Origin of the sequence: Natronospirillum operosum, from assembly GCF_004768465.1 — a bacterium.
Taxonomy (GTDB): Bacteria; Pseudomonadota; Gammaproteobacteria; order Pseudomonadales; family Natronospirillaceae; genus Natronospirillum; species Natronospirillum operosum.
Map to the genome: position 1 here is coordinate 958233 of NZ_SRMF01000001.1, position 18290 is coordinate 976522.

19 protein-coding genes are annotated in these 18290 nt (G+C 60.8%); 11 read left to right on the forward strand and 8 right to left on the reverse strand.

The window, feature by feature from the left end:
- The first annotated feature begins 137 nt into the window (after positions 1-137).
- From E4656_RS04515 to E4656_RS04525, 3 genes are all read left to right on the forward strand, one after another.
- Positions 138-1400, forward strand: coding sequence for a tyrosine-type recombinase/integrase (locus E4656_RS04515; protein ID WP_135481540.1), 1263 nt, complete (start codon positions 138-140; stop codon positions 1398-1400).
- Between the two features lie 205 nt (positions 1401-1605).
- Positions 1606-2595 (forward strand): helix-turn-helix domain-containing protein, encoded by a 990-nt coding sequence (locus E4656_RS20595; protein WP_135481542.1) that lies wholly within the window; start codon positions 1606-1608, stop codon positions 2593-2595.
- Between the two features lie 100 nt (positions 2596-2695).
- A complete protein-coding gene (locus E4656_RS04525) occupies positions 2696-3709 on the forward strand; it encodes a helix-turn-helix domain-containing protein (protein WP_135481544.1) in 1014 nt (337 codons plus the stop codon).
- A gap of 19 nt (positions 3710-3728) precedes the next feature.
- Here the strand turns inward: E4656_RS04525 and E4656_RS04530 are convergent, their stop codons facing one another.
- Complete coding sequence (locus tag E4656_RS04530; protein WP_135481546.1) at positions 3729-4490, reverse strand: TSUP family transporter; 762 nt, start codon at positions 4488-4490, stop codon at positions 3729-3731.
- Positions 4491-4576: 86 nt separating this feature from the next.
- Between E4656_RS04530 and xthA the strand changes: the two genes are divergently transcribed.
- Positions 4577-5392, forward strand: a complete 816-nt coding sequence (gene xthA / locus E4656_RS04535; protein WP_135481548.1) for an exodeoxyribonuclease III — start codon at positions 4577-4579, stop codon at positions 5390-5392.
- Between the two features lie 37 nt (positions 5393-5429).
- Here xthA and E4656_RS04540 read toward each other — a convergent pair whose 3' ends face one another.
- Complete coding sequence (locus E4656_RS04540) at positions 5430-8330, reverse strand: insulinase family protein (RefSeq protein ID WP_135481550.1); 2901 nt, start codon at positions 8328-8330, stop codon at positions 5430-5432.
- A 141-nt stretch (positions 8331-8471) separates the two neighbouring features.
- On the opposite strand from E4656_RS04540, the gene E4656_RS04545 reads away from it, so the two are divergent.
- Entirely contained in the window at positions 8472-9209 is a 738-nt protein-coding gene (locus E4656_RS04545) for an enoyl-CoA hydratase/isomerase family protein (protein WP_167855930.1), read from the forward strand.
- Between the two features lie 12 nt (positions 9210-9221).
- Here E4656_RS04545 and E4656_RS04550 read toward each other — a convergent pair whose 3' ends face one another.
- Positions 9222-9875 carry a TetR/AcrR family transcriptional regulator gene (locus E4656_RS04550; RefSeq protein ID WP_135481554.1) on the reverse strand — a complete coding sequence of 218 codons (654 nt, stop codon included), beginning with the start codon at positions 9873-9875 and terminating at the stop codon, positions 9222-9224.
- Between the two features lie 226 nt (positions 9876-10101).
- On the opposite strand from E4656_RS04550, the gene E4656_RS04555 reads away from it, so the two are divergent.
- The 6 genes from E4656_RS04555 (at position 10102) to E4656_RS04580 (ending at position 13190) form a co-directional block, all read left to right on the forward strand.
- Positions 10102-10761: a Bax inhibitor-1/YccA family protein gene (locus tag E4656_RS04555; RefSeq protein WP_135481555.1), complete on the forward strand. Its 660-nt coding sequence runs from the start codon at positions 10102-10104 to the stop codon at positions 10759-10761.
- A 76-nt stretch (positions 10762-10837) separates the two neighbouring features.
- Complete coding sequence (locus tag E4656_RS04560) at positions 10838-11185, forward strand: DsrE/DsrF/TusD sulfur relay family protein (RefSeq protein ID WP_167855931.1); 348 nt, start codon at positions 10838-10840, stop codon at positions 11183-11185.
- 2 nt (positions 11186-11187) lie between these two features.
- The gene (locus E4656_RS04565) at positions 11188-11541 is read left to right on the forward strand and encodes a DsrE family protein (protein ID WP_135481559.1); all 354 of its coding nucleotides are present in this window, start codon (positions 11188-11190) and stop codon (positions 11539-11541) included.
- Positions 11538-11846, forward strand: a complete 309-nt coding sequence (locus E4656_RS04570; RefSeq protein WP_135481561.1) for a hypothetical protein — start codon at positions 11538-11540, stop codon at positions 11844-11846. Before E4656_RS04565 ends, E4656_RS04570 begins: the two co-directional genes overlap by 4 nt.
- A complete protein-coding gene (locus E4656_RS04575; RefSeq protein WP_135482271.1) occupies positions 11846-12181 on the forward strand; it encodes a TusE/DsrC/DsvC family sulfur relay protein in 336 nt (111 codons plus the stop codon). Before E4656_RS04570 ends, E4656_RS04575 begins: the two co-directional genes overlap by 1 nt.
- A gap of 28 nt (positions 12182-12209) precedes the next feature.
- Positions 12210-13190, forward strand: coding sequence for a glycosyl transferase family protein (locus tag E4656_RS04580; protein ID WP_167855932.1), 981 nt, complete (start codon positions 12210-12212; stop codon positions 13188-13190).
- A gap of 36 nt (positions 13191-13226) precedes the next feature.
- Here E4656_RS04580 and E4656_RS04585 read toward each other — a convergent pair whose 3' ends face one another.
- The 5 genes from E4656_RS04585 to sucC form a co-directional block, all read right to left on the reverse strand.
- On the reverse strand, positions 13227-13868 hold the full coding sequence (locus E4656_RS04585) for an alpha/beta family hydrolase (RefSeq protein ID WP_135481564.1): 642 nt from the start codon (positions 13866-13868) through the stop codon (positions 13227-13229).
- A complete protein-coding gene (locus E4656_RS04590; RefSeq protein WP_167855933.1) occupies positions 13865-14458 on the reverse strand; it encodes an Lcl C-terminal domain-containing protein in 594 nt (197 codons plus the stop codon). The genes E4656_RS04585 and E4656_RS04590 overlap by 4 nt, the downstream gene beginning before the upstream one ends.
- Positions 14459-14517: 59 nt before the next feature.
- A complete protein-coding gene (locus E4656_RS04595; RefSeq protein ID WP_135481568.1) occupies positions 14518-15591 on the reverse strand; it encodes a tRNA-queuosine alpha-mannosyltransferase domain-containing protein in 1074 nt (357 codons plus the stop codon).
- Between the two features lie 562 nt (positions 15592-16153).
- A complete protein-coding gene (gene sucD / locus E4656_RS04600; RefSeq protein ID WP_135481570.1) occupies positions 16154-17026 on the reverse strand; it encodes a succinate--CoA ligase subunit alpha in 873 nt (290 codons plus the stop codon).
- Complete coding sequence (gene sucC / locus E4656_RS04605; protein ID WP_135481572.1) at positions 17026-18192, reverse strand: ADP-forming succinate--CoA ligase subunit beta; 1167 nt, start codon at positions 18190-18192, stop codon at positions 17026-17028. Before sucC ends, sucD begins: the two co-directional genes overlap by 1 nt.
- Positions 18193-18290 lie beyond the last annotated feature (98 nt).

Genomic DNA, 18290 nt, shown 5'->3' on the forward strand with positions numbered 1-18290 from the left:
CAGGGCGGCGCAGTGTTTGCGCCGCCCACCTGGATGACATTCGTAATCTCCGATAATTATTATTATCGGTATTGACGGTACAGGCCGAAAAACGCATGATCTGAAGCACTCTTGTCCAGTTATCGAGTCCATCGACCATGGCCACCACCCAGTCCACACGCCAGCCGCCACCTCCCATCTTTGATCAACTGGCGCACCTGCCGGACCCGTTTGCACGTCAGCCTGAGCCAGTGCCATCCCATTTGCCGGCGGCGGCACGCACCGTCCATGAAGACGACTTCTGGCACGCGCTGCGCTTCCTGGCCTCTTATGAGGGCTCCACGGCCACCTTCAATGCCTATCGACGTGAACTGGAGCGCCTGCTGCAATGGAGCTGGCTGGTGCAGGAAAAAAGCATCCGTGAGCTGAGGCGCGAGGATATCGAACAGTTCATACGCTTCTGTCAGGACCCGCCCAGAGCCTGGATCGGCACCAAGAACTGTGCGCGCTACCGGGGCCCTGAAGGTGAACGCAAAGCGCACCCTGATTGGCGGCCCTTTGTGGTCACGGTCAGCAAGGTACAGACGCGAGCCGGAAAAACCGCCGATCCGGGCAGCTATGCCAGCAGCCAGGCCTCGATCAAGAGCCTGTTCGCCATTCTGTCGAGCTTTTTCAATTTTCTGATTCAGGAAGAAGCCGTGACCAGTAATCCGGTGGCGCTGATCCGGCAGAAAAGCAAGTTCCTGGTCAGTGGTCAGCGTCGCGAAGTCAGGCGGCTGAGCAATCTGCAATGGGATTTCGTGCTGGAGACAGCCGAACTCATGGCGGCAGAAGATCCGGATCATCATGAGCGCACCCTGTTCGTCATGCAGTGCCTGTATGCCATGTACCTGCGAATTTCCGAACTGGTGGCTGATGAGCGCCATGTACCCACCATGTCAGATTTCCATCGCGACAGCGACAACAACTGGTGGTTCGAGGTGGTGGGCAAGGGTAACAAGGCACGCTCGGTCAGTGTGTCCAATGCCATGCTGGCGGCGCTGAAGCGGTATCGCCTGCATCTCGGTCTGACTCCCCTGCCCGTGCCTGGCGAACGCACGCCATTGGTGCCGGCGCTGGGAGGCCGGCGGCCGGTAACATCCACGCGGCACATCCGGGCCATGGTGCAGAACTGCTTTGACCAGGCGGTTGAGCGCATGCGCCTCGAAGGTCTGGCTGACGAGTCATATGAACTGCAGGCGGCGACGGTGCACTGGCTGCGCCATACCGGCATTTCCGAAGATGTGAAGGTGCGCCCGGTTGACCATGTGCGGGATGACGCCGGCCATGCCAGCAGTCTGACCACGGACCGCTATATCGACGCCGAACGGCGCGAACGGCATGCCAGCGCGCGCAACAAGCCGATGAAAACCGACTCCTGAAAGCGGCCTGGCGCTATCGATCAACGGCCTGAAACATGTCCTTATTCGGATAGACAACACGACACGGAGCGCTATTTTTTCCCGAAAAAGCACAGAAACGAGGGCCTTTTGCATCCTGAGTGGCGCTATGACAGTTTCCGGATAGACCGGATTCCTTTTTTGCAGTTTCTTGAACTCCAGATGTTACTGATCTGGAGTATGACCTTTGAAGTTGAGAAAGGAACAGGTACCCAGCCTGCATGCGTACAATCGGGTTCTGGATGCCACCCCCATGGAGTGGCTGGGCGCACTGGACCACTTCGCACCCGCCGGACTGACCCCATTGCCCGTCAGCCAGTGTGCCACCATGACCGGCCTGAGCCACCTGGCCGTACGCTCCGGCAGTATAGCCTCGTTGCGGGGCCTGAGTTCTCAGCCAATCAGGATTGCCTGTACAGATGACCACCCCCTGCTGATCATCTTCTGCCGTAATGCAGAACCGGGTCACCCACAGTCCACCGAGATTCATACTGCCACCCCCGACGCCGCTATAGAGGTCAGATGCCACGCGGGCTCCGAGCTGGTGATTGTCCAGTTCCAGGCCAACTTCCTCGCCTCCGGAACCTGCCTTGAACTGGATGACGAGCGCCGGGAAAGTCTGGACGCCCTGCTGACCGGTTATCTGCACGATGCGGATTTCTTTCCCCGGCACCGAACCGCCGTGGCGGTGACAGTCCAACTGCTGCAGGCCCTGCAACAGGTGCTGCTACAACAGCAGCCCCGGAATTCGACAGTCCGCCCTGCCAGAGCCCGGTCCGATCATGACAGCCGCGTTATGCGAGTGGTCAATTTCATGCGTACGAACCCGGACTGGAGTTACAATGTAGGGGACCTGGCCGCCCTGGCGCATACCAGTGAGCGCAATCTGTACAAGCTGATGGCGCTGACTCTCGATCAGACCCCTTACCAGCTCTATCGACGCCTGCGCCTGCTGCTGGCTCGTGATGCACTGCTGCGCTGTGATCCCTTTGAAACAGTGATCTCGCGTCACGCCGTGGATCACGGCTTTCTTCATCTGGGGCGATTCTCGGCCCAGTACCGGGAGCATTTTGGTGAGCTGCCGAGCCAGACTCTGACCCGGCGCAAACGCCTGATTCGACGCGGTTCAATGCTGCTCAAGCAGGCATCAAACGCCGCCCGGCACCCTTCAGACTGACATTGCCTATACCTCTTATTTGCGCCCGCCAGACGGACGCCACAGTCAGGTGCAGTTATAAAGAGCCATCTGTCACCCCCACCTCTGGAATCCCCCACCCTTGATATATTCACCGTCCGCATCTGATCGGGTGCTGGAGACCTGTGCGCGGGTGATAGATGCACCCCCTGCCGAGTGGTCTTGTGCTCTGCTGAGTCTGACCGGTCTGACCAGACTCAGGGTCAGCCTTAATGGTACTTCAAGGCGCTCGGGCAGCCTGGCTCATCTGGCGCTGCCCAACGGGAGCATCAGTTGCGTGCGCCTGCATCAGAGGACAATAACCGACTCGTTCAATGGCCCTCTGCCCACACTGGTCATGCTGCGGCTGGGGGTTGTTGATCTGTCAATGCCCGGGCGCTCACGGCTGCCTGGACAGTCGGATATCTTCCTGCTGGAGCCGGGGCAACGCCTGGTCAGTCTGGTCCCTCATGAAGCTGAAGGTCTGCTGATACGCTTCCAGGCGATGCCGGAATCGGCGCCATTGCGGCTGGCTGACTATGCAGTCGAATCGATACGTACCGAGGTGGGTCAGTTTATTGCCGACACGCGTTATGTCATAGACCATGCGGTGCTGGTCAGACGCGCCATTCTGTTGCTGGAGCGCCTGCGCGCATTGCTCTCGGGGCGCTGGTTACCATCCCTGCCCTCGCCCACCAACAGCTCGGACCCACGGGTGGAGCAGGTGCTCCGGTTCATTCAGGCCGAGCCCGACTGGACATTCTGCATGGATTTTCTGGCAGCCAGGGTGCATACCGGGGCCCGCAATCTGTATCGACTGATCCGCCGGCAGACCGGCATCACCCCCTACGCCTGTTACCAGCGCGCACGCTTGCTGCGGGTGCGCGAAGACATTGCCCGCCTGGTCGACCCTGGAGCGACGGTGTCCTGGTACGCCACGGGACATGGCTTCACCCACCTGAGCCGGTTCTCCGGTGACTACCGAAGGCTCTTCGGGGAACTGCCCAGCGTGACTCTGGCACAACGCAAGGCACTGACCGATCCCCATCAGGCGCCGCTGCTGGATGGACGCATCAACCTGAAAATCTCCTCCACGGATGATCAAGCGCTGAACTAACCTCGGGCCGGCAGCACGATCAGATGGCAGACTGCCAGAAATAGCGGATGGCCATGGCCACGCAGACAATGACGATCAGGGGGCGTATCCACTGCACGCGGCCGCGCACGATCATCTGGCTGCCCAGCGTCGCGCCAATCAACTGGCCCAGAATCATGACTCCGCCGGCCAGCCAGACCATGTGCCCGCCCAGCGCGAACAGCAGCAATGACACCACATTGGAACCGAAGTTCATGATCTTGGCCCGGGCGGTGCTGTCCAGCAATGAATCACCGCGCAGGGTGTTGCGCGTAAAGGCAAACAGAGAGCCGGTGCCGGGCCCGAAAAAGCCGTCATAAAAGCCTATGGCAGGCGCCACTGTATTGCGATAGGTCGGTTCACCGATGCGGGGCTGCGACGCCTCGGTTGTATCCGGCGCCAACAGGTAGTACAGGGCCATGCCGATCAGTACCACCGGGATCAGTATATCCAGAATACTCGGGTCTACCCGCTGCACCAGCAGGGTGCCGATGGCCGAGCCGATGACGGCGGCCCAGAACAGCCCGCGCACATCACGCCACCGGACCATCCGGCTGCCCACCATCCGCCAACTGGCGGTCAGGGTGCCAAAGGAAGCCTGCAGCTTGTTGGTGGCCAGAGCCGCCACCGGCGGCACCTGAGCCAGGAGCAACGCCGGCAACGTGATCAGCCCACCGCCACCGGCCAGCGTATCGACAAACCCGGCCACTATGGCGGCCACAAACAGCATTGCGAGTAATTCCGGACTGGCCAGCCATTCCATTGTCTACAGACTCCACGGACCTGCTAGAATGGCGAACTTTACAGAACCCCGGTTCGGAAACCAACCACAGCAACAGAGAACTCCGCATGCGCATCATATCCTTCAATATCAATGGCATCCGCGCTCGCCTGCATCAGCTGGAAGCCATCACCCAGCGGCTGCAGCCGGACATTCTGTGTCTGCAGGAAATCAAGGTCCACGATGACCAGTTCCCGCTGGCAGCGGTCGAAGCCCTGGGTTATCAGGTGTTCCACAACGGCCAGAAAGGCCACTATGGCGTGGCCACCCTGTTTCGGCAGGACGCGGAACTGGTGGCACGGCGCTTCCCGGCCGAGGCCGAGGACGCCCAGCGCCGCCTGCTGATCAGTCGCCACCCGACGCCCGGCGGGCAGCAGCTGACCGTCATCAATGGCTATTTCCCGCAGGGCGAGAACCGCAATCATCCTGACAAGTTCCCGCTCAAGGTGGCCTTCTATGACAACCTGCAATTGTGGCTGGACACCCATCACAGTCCGCAGGACCCCATCGTGATCCTGGGTGATTTCAATGTCGCGCCCGAGGACACGGATATCGGCATTGGCGACCACAACGCCAGACGCTGGCTGCGCGAAGGCAAGTGCGCCTTCCTGCCCGAGGAGCGGGTCTGGATCGAGCGGCTGAAGAACTGGGGGCTGCAGGACAGCTTCCGCCTGCACCATCCGCAGCGCAATGATCGCCTCAGTTGGTTCGATTATCGTTCGCGTGGTTTTGAGGACGATCCGAAACGGGGTCTGCGGATCGATTACCTGCTGGTAACCTCACCCCTGGCAGATGCCTGCAGGGCTGCCGAAGTGGACTACGAAACCAGAAGCATGGAGAAACCGTCCGACCATGCCCCGGTCTGGGCGGACTACGAGATCTGACTATCGGCCAGGGGAGGGGTATCCCTCCCCTGCCCGTTCAGAGCTCAGTCAGGTCCATGCCCCAGGCTTTGCACTGGTCGCGATTGTCGGCTCCGGTAACCACGGCCCGGGACCAGCGGCTCGAATCATCAAAATGCAGATAGTCGGCCGCCACCCGCTTGAGATCATCTTCCCGCACCGCCAGAATCCGTTCGCGCAGCGTTTCCCGGAAGGCCAGATCGCGGCCAAAGAGCCCATCGAAGAAATGCCGCCGCGCTTCCCCGGCCGGTGACCCCGGCTTGTCCATGCCGGAAATAAGACCCAGCACGGCCTCTTCTACCGGCTGATAGCCGAGATTCTGTTCCAGCAACCAGTCCATGGAGCGGGCAAAATCGACATAGGTCTCTGCCAGGCGAGGATCGCGATAACTGTAGAAGCGGAATACGCCATTGCTCAGGTCATAGCTGGCTCCGCCGCCATAGGCCCCGCCCTGTTCACGCACGGCCCGGTGCAGAAAGCCATTGGACAGCACACCGGCCAGCACCGCCAGGGCGGCCGCATCCGGGTGATTGACCGGCACTGCCGGGAAAGCCTGGGCCAGGTAGTTGACCGGACTGTCGGTAATCCAGGCTGTAAGGCTGGACTGTGCGGGCAATTCATTGCTGCCGGTGCTGGCAGTCAGTGGCTCCGTTGCCCCCCAGCCGCCGAGGATTGAAGTCAGGTGCTGATCCAGCCAGTCCTGCTCACCAATGGCCAGCAGGTGCCCGGGTTGCCTGGACAACTCATTATGCAATGCTTTCAAAGCAGCCTGCAAATCACTGATATAACTGGTTTTTTCGTCTTTAACCAGGGACTTCAGCCAGGCCAGACCGGAGAGCCCGCTCTGCCAGTGCTGCTGCGCAGCGCCAGTGGACCAGACGGCACTGGCCGCTGTCATGGCCAGCGCATGGCCGCTGCCAGTCACCCCTTGCAGGCGTCGCAGCAACAGCGTCTGCAGCAGTTCATGCAGGCGGCTGCCCTCGTCAAAGCGGGCGGTGGTAACGGTTTCCTGCAGCAGCTCGTTCATGTCACTGCTGTAATGCGTCAGCGCCTTGCTGTTGACTGTCAGGTAGCGCTGTACCGAAGCCGTATCATCAACGGCACTGCGTGCCGACAGGCCTGCGCTGACCCCGCCCGAGATGCGGGTCTGCCAGCGCTGCACATCGCCATAGTCCCGCGCGCCCAGCCCCACTTCCGACAGCATCATGCTGTACAGCGGCAGCCAGCGCTGCTGCTCCGGGCTCAGATCGTTCAGCGGCCGCAGCCAGGACAGATAGGTCAGGCCATTGGTGCCTTCCGCATAGGCGGTGACGGCATCATCCTGGCGCACTGGTGTGCGGTCCTTGAGGGCCTTGGGAATGTCATCCAGCGTGACCTTGGGTAACTGATCCAGGTCAGGCTCGGTCTGCTGATGGGCTTCCAGTTTTTCGTTCAGATCCCGGATGGCGGCACGCTGATCGGTATCGAGCGCGGCGGCAATACGGCGCAGACGCTCTTTCTCTTCCTGTTCGGCGCGCTCGTTGTACTGCGGATCGGCCGCCAGTGTCAGGCGCACCCGATGCGGGTTGTCCAGCAGCCAGCGGCCAATCAGCTGGCGCAGGTAATCCGGGTCCTGAATCTGCTCGCGCATATGGTTCAGTGCCTCATCGATATCCAGCGCCTGATGCACATCGCCCCGGTGCACAGCGGTGGGCAATACCGACATGATCAGTTGCAGCCCGAACGGCATGCCGTCACCGCCGATTTCGCGCTGCCCCAGCTCGATCTGATGCAGCACGGCTGTCTGGTCTTCCAGTGGCACGCCCTCTGCCACCACCTTCTGCAGGGTATCCAGAATCAGTGTTTCCACCGCCGCAGCCTGCTCGGCCGAGGTGCCTTCCACGCCACAGACGAACATCATCTCGCGGTTGGAGTCCTCGACGCCCATCAGCGGCGAGGCGGAGGCCGACAGTTCTGTCGTTTCCAGCGCCGCCCGCAGCGGTGACGAACTGTTGCCCATCAGCACCTCGGACAGAAAGTGCGCTTCCAGTTGCGCCTGCAGGTCAGTGCTGTCGCCCAGCAACCAGGCCATCACCACATGATCCTTGTTCTGTGCCGATTCGGTTGCTGCAATCGGGTACCGCTCCGTGACCTCGATGGGCGCCAGATAGCGCTGTTCGTGGGGCACCGAGATGGGCTGGACCGGGTTCTCGAAGCGGTGCAGAACCTTTTCCTGCAGCTCGGCCTGGATGCGCTCGGGGGCGACCCGGCCAAAGGTCAGAAAGACCGCATTGGAAGGATGATAATGCTGCTGGTAGAACCGCTTGAGATCCTCATAGCTGAGACCGGGTATGGCCTGCGGCTCACCGCCGGAATTGAAGTGATAGGTGGTATTGGGAAACACATAGCGTGTCACGGCCTGGAACAGGCGCGCCGTGGCCGAACTCATGGCCCCCTTCATCTCGTTGTAGACCACACCGCGAAATTCGAGTTCCCCTTCCGGGTCGTTGTCACGAAAGGCCAGGCGATGACCTTCCTGGGCAAAATCAAGCGGGTCCAGGTTGGAGAAGAACACTGAGTCCAGGTAGACATCCAGCAGGTTGAAGAAATCCCGATCGTTCTCGCTGGCGAAGGGATAGGCTGTCCAGTCGCTGGAGGTAAAGGCGTTCATGAAGGTATTCAGGGAACGCCGCATCATCAGGAAGAAAGGGTCGCGCACCGGATAGCGTTCACTGCCACAGAGCACGGTGTGCTCCAGTATGTGGGCCACCCCGGAGTTGTCCTGCGGGTTGGTGCGCAGTGCCACCATGAAAACCTTCTCGTCATGATCGGTCGCCAGATGGTAATGTTCCGCCCCGGTAGCCGGGTGGCGAAAATGCTGCAGTTCCAGCGCCAGGGACTCAATGGGGCGGCGGTCGATCAGTTCGAAAGCGTTGGTCATGCTATCCTCTCGCGTGAAAGCGGTTGGGCCCGAATGCAGGCTGGGTACGAACAGGTTACAGAAATCTCCCCGGTCATGCACAGCAGTTGCAATTCAATGACACTATGTCTTAATACGCATAAACAACAACAGTCCGATTACATGACACAATCCATAGAAGCCTCTCTCCACAATGGTGTTGCCAGCATCATTTTCAACCGTCCGCAACAGGGCAATATCTATGATGAGGATGTGCTGTGCGCCTTCATCGTGGCCCTGGACGATTTTGCTCAGGATGACAGCGTGCGGGTGCTGCATATTCGGGGTACCGGCAAGGATTTCTGTCTGGGCGCCGACCCGGAATGGATGCGCCGCATCGGCGACTCACCACGTTATGAGTCCACGCTGAGTGCCAGCCAGATCAGCCGCATGCTGGAAACGCTGATGCATTTCCCGGTGCCTACCCTGGCCGAGGTGCAGGGCAAGGCCCAGGCCGGTGCGCTGGGTATTCTGGCCTGCTGCGACTATGTCATCGGCACCGAGAGCAGCTGCTATCACATGAATGAGATTCATCATGCGGCCATGCCGGTCATTTCCACCCCCTACCTGATCCGGGTCATGGGTGAACGCACGGTAAGAGCATTGATGCTGACCGGTGCCGAAATCGACTCCGAGACCGCGCTACGCCACGGTCTGATTCAGGAGCGGGTGCCGGAAACTGTATTGCGGGAACGGGTACAGGCCCGCATCGACCACTGGCTCAGTCTGTCTCCGGTCACGCTGCGCCAGGCCAAGATCGTACTGACACACTCGACCCCGGAGAACTTCGACCCCGACCGGAGTGATGAGCTGGCGGATCTACTCGCATCCACGCGGCAGAGCTATTACGCACAGCAATAAGTCGCGGCCTGATCAGTGATCCCTGTCTTCACTCAGGGCGTTGGCCACAAAGGGCACCAGCTTGTCGAGAATGTTTTCCAGCGTATTGTCCTGATGCGTGTCATTCAGCGCCATGGCGCGCAGGGTCTCCACATTGCCCATGGTGAACACGGCGGCCCCGACGGCAAAATGAATGCGCCAGAACAGCTCATTGGGGCTGACATGCGGCGTGCTCTGATGGATCAGCAGAATGAAGCGCCGATAGGTGGCGTCGTAATGTTCGCGCAGATAGTGCCGCAGGTGACCCTGGGACTGGGTATAGGCCAGACCCAGCAGACGCATGAAGATGCTGAGCTTGTTGTCATTGCGGGCCGACTCCACCCCCGACAGCATATTGCGGGCCAGTACACCGAACACCCCTTCCAGGTTGGGCGTAGTACTCTGCTCCGACCTTGCCATCAGCTCGTCCAGTGCCTTGTCGAGCCGGCGACAGAAAGGCGTCAGAAAACGTTCGAACACAGCCTGAACCAGTTCTTCCTTGGACCCGAAATGGTAGTTCACTGCAGCCAGGTTGACCTTGGCCCGGGCCGTAATGGAGCGCAACGAGGTTTCCGTGAACCCCTGTTCGGCAAAAAGCGTCTCGGCCGCATCCAGAATGCGGGTCGCGGTTTCATTGTGCTCTGTCATGCGCTGATTCAAACAACCGTTTCAAACGACTGTTTATTGTATCTCAGCCCCGTGACTTTGGCGAGTCCGGTATTGAATCCGAGTGCTGCAGACGCGATAGGGAGCGGTTTTCGATATGCGGGCTTGTAATGAACCCGCGAGACTCTATATATTAGACACCAAGTGTTTAGAACCGGGTGGCGATGTCGCCCTGTGCCTGTAATATCGATAATCTGGAGAAATAACCATGGCTGAATATCGTGAGACAGTTGCCCACTCTGGCAGTGGGATTCTGGCCACGCACAAGGTGTTGCGCAACACCTATATGCTGCTGGGCATGACCCTGGCGTTCAGTGCGGTTACGGCCTTCTTTTCCGTGGCCATGGGCATGCCGCAAGGTATGGCCCTGATGTGCCTGCTGGGTGGTGTCGGCATCAGCTGGTTTGTGCTGCCCCGCACCTGGGACAAGTCCAGCGGTCTGCTGTGGACCTTTGTCTTCACCGGCCTGCTTGGCGCCTCTCTGGGGCCGATCCTGAACGCCTATCTGGCTGTGGCGCCGACCATTGTCTATCAGGCGCTCGGTGGTACTGCCTTCATCTTCCTGTCACTGTCCGCCTATACCCTGATTACCCGTCAGGATTTCGGCTTCATGGGTGGCGCGCTGATGATCGGTATCCTGACCGCAGTCGTGCTGATGGTCGGTGGTCTGATCTTCCAGATGCCGGCAGTCAGCCTGGCCGCTTCCGGCATGTTCATGCTGATTTGCTCCGGCCTGATCCTGTGGCAGACCAGTGAAATCGTGCACAACCGCGAAGACAACTACATTCGCGCCACAGTGATGCTGTACATGCAGATCTACAACCTGTTTGTCAGCCTGCTGCACATCCTGGGCGTCATGAACGACTGATGCCGGGTCAGTACCCTGCAATGAAAGCCTCGCGCCGCGGGGCTTTTTTATACCTGCCCGTTGCCGGAATTGCCTAGTGACTCACTCAAACCCGACCACTTTCGCCCTTACCCTGACTGCATCGCCTTTCACCAGCGACCAGCATGCCCGGGCGCTGCGCTTTGGCCAGGCGGTCGTGGCCGCCGGCCATCGTCTGCAGCAGGTATTCTTCTATCAGGATGCCGTCATGGCTGCGCAGACTGCCGCCAGCTGTCATGCTGACTGGGCCCGGCTGGCCGAACAGGCAGGCTGTCCGCTCTATGTGTGCGTCTCGGCAGCTGAACGGCGGGGGGTTGTCGAAACTGCTGCGCCCTGGGAAATTGTCGGTCTCGGCGACTGGCTGAATGGTCTGCAGGTGCAGCGACATCTGCATTTCGGAGACTGAGCATGACTGATCTGTGCTTTGTGGTCACCCGCGCGCCACAGGCGGGCCATCTGGGTCAGGAAACCTTTGATCTGGCCGTGGCCGGCGGTGTCTTCGACCAGCAGATCGAAGTGATCTTTACCGGCTCGGGATTGCTGCATCTGGCTGCCCACGAACCGCTGCCCGGCCACAAGTCACTGGTCAAGCTCTGGCAATCGGCTTCGATGTTCGGGGTTGAACGCTTCGTCGTACCGGCGGCGGAGGCCGACCGCTACCGCCAGCTGCAAGCCTCCCCGCTGACCGATCGCATCGAGTTTCTTGATGCCGCAGCGATACAGGCACTGCTGCGCAGCAGTCGGGAGGTCATGGTATTATGAATTCGACACCCGCAGCCAGCGGACGCCTGCACCTGGTATTGCAGGCCCGCCACTGGCCGAACATGCTGCAGCTGACCACGCCGGGTGACCGCCTGATACTCGGTGGTACTGCCCTGCTCCAGGCTGCGCTGGCTGCGGATTCACTGCCCGAACTGGTACAACGGCATGGTATCAGCCAATGCCAGGTGCTGGCGGCGGACTGTGCTGCCCTCGGGCTGACCATGCCGGCAGACATGGCGGCACTGGACGATCTGGCGTGGGTCGAGGCCATTGCAGTTGCGACAGGAGGCGTCATACAGTGGTAATGGCACTGCAACTGGACAACCGAACCATTGCCCTTGATAACGACGGCTTTCTGCGTCACACCGACGACTGGACGCCCGAACTGGCGCATCTGATTGCACGCGAACTGGTCGGCGTCGAATTGGGCGAGGACCACTGGCCCGTGCTGACGCTGCTGCGCGAGCTCTACTTCGACTATGATCTGGCGCCGGCCAACCGCCAACTGGTCAAGGCAGTGCGCGAGCGACTGGGCCGGGACAAGGGGTCATCCATCTATCTGATGTCCCTGTTCGGCGGCAGCCCGGCCAAGGATGCGGCCCGCATCGCCGGGTTGCCCAAACCCCCGCACTGCCTGTGACAGGCAGTACCAGACAAGATCGGAAATCATGACCGAAGAACATCCTTTCACATCCTATGTACGCACTCTGGGCCGCGGCAAGACCAGCAGCCGAAACCTGACGCAGCAGGAAGCGCATGACGCCATGCGGCTGATCATGCAGGGCGACGTGCACCGGGAGCAACTGGGTGCTTTTCTGATGCTGCTGCGCGTCAAGGAAGAAACTGCCGAGGAGCTGGCCGGTTTCTGCACCGGCGTACAGGCAGCATGGACACCACTGCCAGAGCGCAGTGTGGATATCGACTGGTCCTGCTATGCAGGCAAGAAACGCCAACTGCCCTGGCTGGTACTGGTGCAGCTTCTGCTGTCCGAACTGGGCTACCGACAGTGCATCCATGGCACGCGCGGACATACGCCGGGCCGGCTGTATGTACAGGATGTCTATGCAGAGCTTGGCTTTCCGGTACTGCCTTCCCGCACCGAACTGGACGCCTGGGACCCATCCGACCTGGCCTTTCTGCCGCTGTCGGTGCTGGCGCCACGGCTGGAAGAGATCATCCAGTTGCGCCATATCCTCGGTTTGCGTTCACCGGTACACAGTTTCTGCCGGCTGCTTAATCCATTTGCCGCCCCCACTGTTCTGCAGGCCATATTCCACCCCGGCTATCATGTGCTGCACCAGGGTGCGGCGGCGCTGCTGAACTACCCGGTGTCACTGGTGATCAAGGGCGACAGCGGTGAGTTCGAACGCAACCCGCATGCAGACCTGACGCTGTACTGGGCCCGTGGCTCACAGACGGAAGAAACCACCCTGCCCCGGGTATTTTCCGAGCGGGCGGAGCGGCCGGAAACACTGGATATCAGAGACCTGGTGCAGGTCTGGCGTGGCGAAGCCAGGGACCGCTATGGCGAAGCGGCGGTCATCCATACGCTGACCCTGGCGCTGATGGCGCATCTGACGCTGGCTGAACCGGAGGCCCGGATGCAGGCTGAAGTGGCGTGGCAGGAGCGCAATCGGAGTCTGCTGTAGGTTTTCCGGCGCGCCCGTTTACGGCTCCGGTCTCCATTAAAGGCTTTCCAGCCAGCCCTGCTGGGCCTGCAGACGGGCCCTGAGTTGCGGCCAGACTTCGGCCTTGCGCAGCCCGCGCGGGCGCAGGTCATGGTTGCCGTCAGCCACCCAGTCCACACTGATGCCATCAGGCAATGCGAGGGCCTCGACGGTATCCCGGTCACCCATGGGGTCTCGCGTGCCCTGCACGATGCGCAGGGGGGCACACAGAGCCGGAAGATGTTCTGTCCGCAGCCGATCCGGCTTGCCGGGTGGATGAAACGGGTAACCCAGGGCCAGAATGCCGGCCGGCCGCGAGCGCTGTGATGGCCAACGTGTGGTCGTGGTCAGCATGGACAACAGACGACCCCCCATGGATTTTCCGGCCAGAACCAGCGGTAGCTTGTCTGTGACAGGCAGCGCCGCCAGTATCTCTGTCAGTTCCGGCAGCAGCCGGTCTGCCCGTGGTGGGGGCCGCCGCCGACCGTCTTCACGACGGCGGGCCATATACTCGAGTTCGGTGCGCATGACCGACCAGCCCAGTGCACATAAAGCGGCTGCGGCCTCGTTCATCCAGTCACTGTCTGCCGGAGCACCGGCGCCATGCAGCAGCAGGATCTGCCCCCTTGGCTGCGCCGCCCGGTCATGCCACCACTTCATTCCAGATCCCGCACCAGGCGCAGGGCGAATTGCTCATCCCGGTCCCGATGAAAGGAGCCGCCGCTGCGGAAAAACACCCCCAGGCTGCCAAAGGACAAAAAGGGGCTGGGCGAGTAGGACCAGAACATGACTTCCGGCGTTTTGGGGAATACCTGAGGCAGGATGGTCGGGCTCAGAAAGGCACCGTCACAGCGGTATCCGCCGTCCGTATTGTCCGGTCCCTGGCGGCGCCCCGAGCTGCAGTGGACCAGATCCCGAAGCTCGTGAATGGTGGGCATGCGCCAGTCGTCATGACCGGACAGGGTGCTGGTTCTGGCGGCATGTCTGGCCTCGTTCCAGGTCAATTGCTCGGGTTCACCCACACAGTCGTCATCGTCCCAGGTCTGCCCCAGTGCACAGACAGCCCACATCAGGCCCAGCCGTTCATCGGTCACCGTGCCGTCACCATGCCGGGTGAACTCCTCAACCTCCCGCGTGGGCTCATGCGCCTGCGCATTACCCAGCAGGGTCAATGGCAGCGCAACAGCCATCAGGGCACATCTCAGGATAGCGGTGTCGATGCGATCCGTTACCTTCATTGATGCCAGCATTGAAGTATTATTCCTGTCTGTAGTCTGATCGGTAGAAAGAACGAGTCTGACGCCTGGCATCAGACCAGACCATCGTATAGCGCATGCGTATATTGTGCCAGCATTGCGGGCCATTCCCAGTGCTCTATCGAGGGCGCGGGAGGCCGCTGGTCCGGGTTCTCCAGCCAGTTCCCAAGCTGCTGTACCAGCGCTTCCACGGACCCCTGATAACGGTACTGCGGACCATAGAACTCCGGATAGCAAAGGCGATCCGGTACCAGCGGGATGCTGCCGGCCTGCACGGCCTCCAGCATGGCCAGACCCTGAAACTCGTGCAGTGCGGTCGAGACGACGATGGCCGAACGCTGCAACAGGGCTTCATAGTCCGCCCGTGGCTGATGCCCCCATGCCTCAATTCGGTGCGCGAGTTGCAGCTGCGCCTGCGCAAACACCTCCGGCTGCTGGCGGAAGGTCTGGCCAGCCACAGCCAGACGAAAGTCGAACCCTTGCCGGTCCAGTTCCGTGCAGGCCGCGAAGAAGGCCTTCGGCTGCTTGTCGTATTCCCAGCGGTGGTTCCACAGAATCAGCGGGGCTGCATCAGGGTCGGCTAATCCGACGTCTGCCCGGTTGGTACGGGGTTCCAGCGGCACCGGCAGGACTCGGGACCGAGCCGCCAGCTGTTCGATGAATGACAGGTCCAGACGTTCCGGCATGCGTCGCATGAACTGCTCCAGACCACACAGATAGGTATCCCGGTTGTAGACCGAATTGAACAGCAGGCAGTCGGCCACCAGGCCGGCATAGAGACTGACCATCAGTGGCTCGGCGCGACGCTTCTGCCCGGGTGACAGTGGATACTCGAACTGATTTTCGTGGAAATACAGTACCTTGCGGGACTTTCCCAGATTCGGGTAGAGGCCGATCAAGGTGGCCAGGTCGACCATGGAGGTGGCCAGTACCAGGTCATAGTCCTGCTCCAGCACTGCCCCGGACTCGGTGTGCCAGTGCAGCGGGTTGCCGCGCATGCGCCAGGCAAAGTGCCGCCCGGGCAGCTGCAGCAGCGTCCAGTCGACCTCATCCAGCCAACGCATGACGCCAGCGGCCCAGCGGCGGTGGCTGTCGGTATGATAGGCAGAGAGCAGCAATGCTCGCATCAGGTTTGCTGTGTCCTCCGTTGTTCTAACATCGCCAAGCTTGTGTGGATGCCTTCACTCTATAGAGCATGTCGGACCGTCGCCAGGCTCGGGTACAGGCCCTGTGAGTCCGAGCTGGTTGCCAAGGCCGCCTGATGGCGGGGTGTGCTGACCGCAGACACGCAAAAAAACGTCGTCCCTGACAGCTCGAGCACGGCCGTCCCTGGCCGTGCACGGTCTGCGGTTCAGCACACCACCGCCCGGCGGCCGCGCCTGCAGCGCCAACTTCTGGAAGGCACTCAATTTACGCGAAGCAAATGTAGCGAGGGACGCAAGTCCCGATTGGGCCGACAGGCCCACGGGAGGGGCGGCTGCGCCACCCATCGCGACTCGCGTCGCTCGCTACAACCGAGGCTCTTCTGCAGGCGGTGCGACCCGACGTTTCGGGGCTTACTCACGCATGCGTGGCCGAGGGCCACCGCCTACAAGGGTAAGGAGGTACGGTTCGATCAGCACCAAACCCACCGACAAAAAAGGCGCCCGCAGGCGCCTTTCAATCAGGTTGCACAAGGCGCCCTGAGGATTACCAGCCGGTGGCGGCCTTCAGGCCTTCACCGATCTCGGCCAGGCTGCGCACCGTCTTCACGCCGGCATCTTCCAGCGCCGCGAACTTCTCGTCCGCTGTGCCCTTGCCGCCGGAGATGATGGCACCGGCATGACCCATGCGCTTGCCCTTGGGCGCCGTGACGCCGGCAATATAGGCCACGACAGGCTTGGTCACATTGGCCTTGATGTAGGCCGCAGCTTCCTCTTCAGCGGTACCGCCGATCTCGCCGATCATCACGATGGCTTCGGTCTGCGGATCATTCTGAAACAGCTCCAGAATGTCGATGAAGTTAGAGCCCGGAATCGGGTCGCCGCCAATACCCACACAGGAAGACTGGCCGTAGCCGAAGTCCGTGGTCTGCTTGACCGCTTCATAGGTCAGGGTACCGGAGCGCGACACAATGCCGACCTTGCCGGGCTTGTGGATATGGCCCGGCATGATGCCGATCTTGCTTTCGCCCGGAGTGATCACACCAGGGCAGTTGGGGCCGATCAGGCGCACACCCAGCTCGTCACACTTGACCTTGACGTCCAGCATGTCCAGTGTCGGGATGCCTTCCGTGATGCAGACCACCAGCTTGATGCCGGCATTGGCGGCTTCGAGGATGGAGTCCTTGCAGAACGGCGCCGGTACATAGATGACCGAGGCCTCGGCGCCAGTCTGCTCGACCGCTTCGCGGACCGTGTTGAACACCGGCAGGCCGAGATGCGTCTGGCCGCCCTTGCCCGGTGTTACACCACCAACCATGTTGGTGCCGTACTCGATGGCCTGCTCGGAGTGGAAGGTACCCTGGGCACCGGTAAAGCCCTGACAGATGACCTTGGTGTCCTTAGTCAACAAAACGCTCATTACGCACCCTCCGCTGCTTTAACCACTGACTGGGCAGCTTCCGTCAGACCGCTGGCGGCAATGATGTTCAGCCCACTGTCAGCCAGCTTTTCTCTGCCCTTCTCGGCGTTGTTGCCTTCCAGACGCACCACGACCGGCACCTTGACGCCGACCTGCTCTACCGCACCAATGATGCCTTCGGCAATCATGTCGCAGCGCACAATGCCGCCGAAGATGTTGACCAGCACCGCCTTGACGCTGTCATCCGACAGGATGATCTTGAAGGCCTCGGCCACACGTTCCTTGGTGGCGCCACCGCCGACATCCAGGAAGTTGGCCGGCTCGCCGCCGTTCAGCTTGATGGTGTCCATGGTACCCATGGCCAGACCGGCGCCATTGACCATGCAGCCGATGTTGCCGTCCAGGGCCACATAGTTGAGTTCCCAGGAGGCGGCTTCGGCTTCACGCGGATCTTCCTGGCTGGGGTCACCCATGGCCTGCAGGTCCTTGTGGCGATACAGCGCATTGGAGTCGATCACGATCTTGGCATCCAGACAATGCAGGTTGCCCTGATCGGTGATGACCAGCGGGTTGATCTCCAGCAGGGCCAGATCCTTGTCCTGAAACAGCTGTGCCAGACCCAGGAAAATCTTCGTGAACTGCTTGATCTGTTCACCCTGCAAACCCAGTTGGAAGGCGATATCTCGCGCCTGATAGGGCTGCGCGCCGACCAGCGGATCAACCTCTGCTTTCAGAATCTTTTCCGGTGTCTCTTCAGCCACCTTCTCGATTTCCACGCCGCCCTCGGTGGACGCCATGAACACGATGCGACGGGTGGAGCGGTCCACCACCGCACCCAGATACAGTTCCTGATCGATATCAGTCAGACTTTCCACCAGAATCTTGCTGACCGGCTGACCGTCTTCATCAGTCTGGTAGGTGACCAGGCGCTGGCCCAGCCACTTGTCGGCGAAAGCGCGGATCTCGTCTTCGCTGTTGACCAGCTTGACGCCGCCGGCCTTGCCGCGACCACCGGCGTGCACCTGAGCCTTGACAACCCAGGCAGTACCGCCAATCTTGCGGGCCGCTTCTGCAGCCTCGTCTGCGCTGTCACAGGCATAGCCCTCTGACACCGGCAGACCATAGTCACGAAACAGCTGTTTGCCCTGATATTCGTGTAAGTTCATACCTTTAAAACCGTTAGTTGGCTGGCCTCACCAGGCAGCGAGGCCAATGACAGAAAGGCACCCGAAGGTGCCTGCGTTTCCGGCTACGGCGCTTTCCT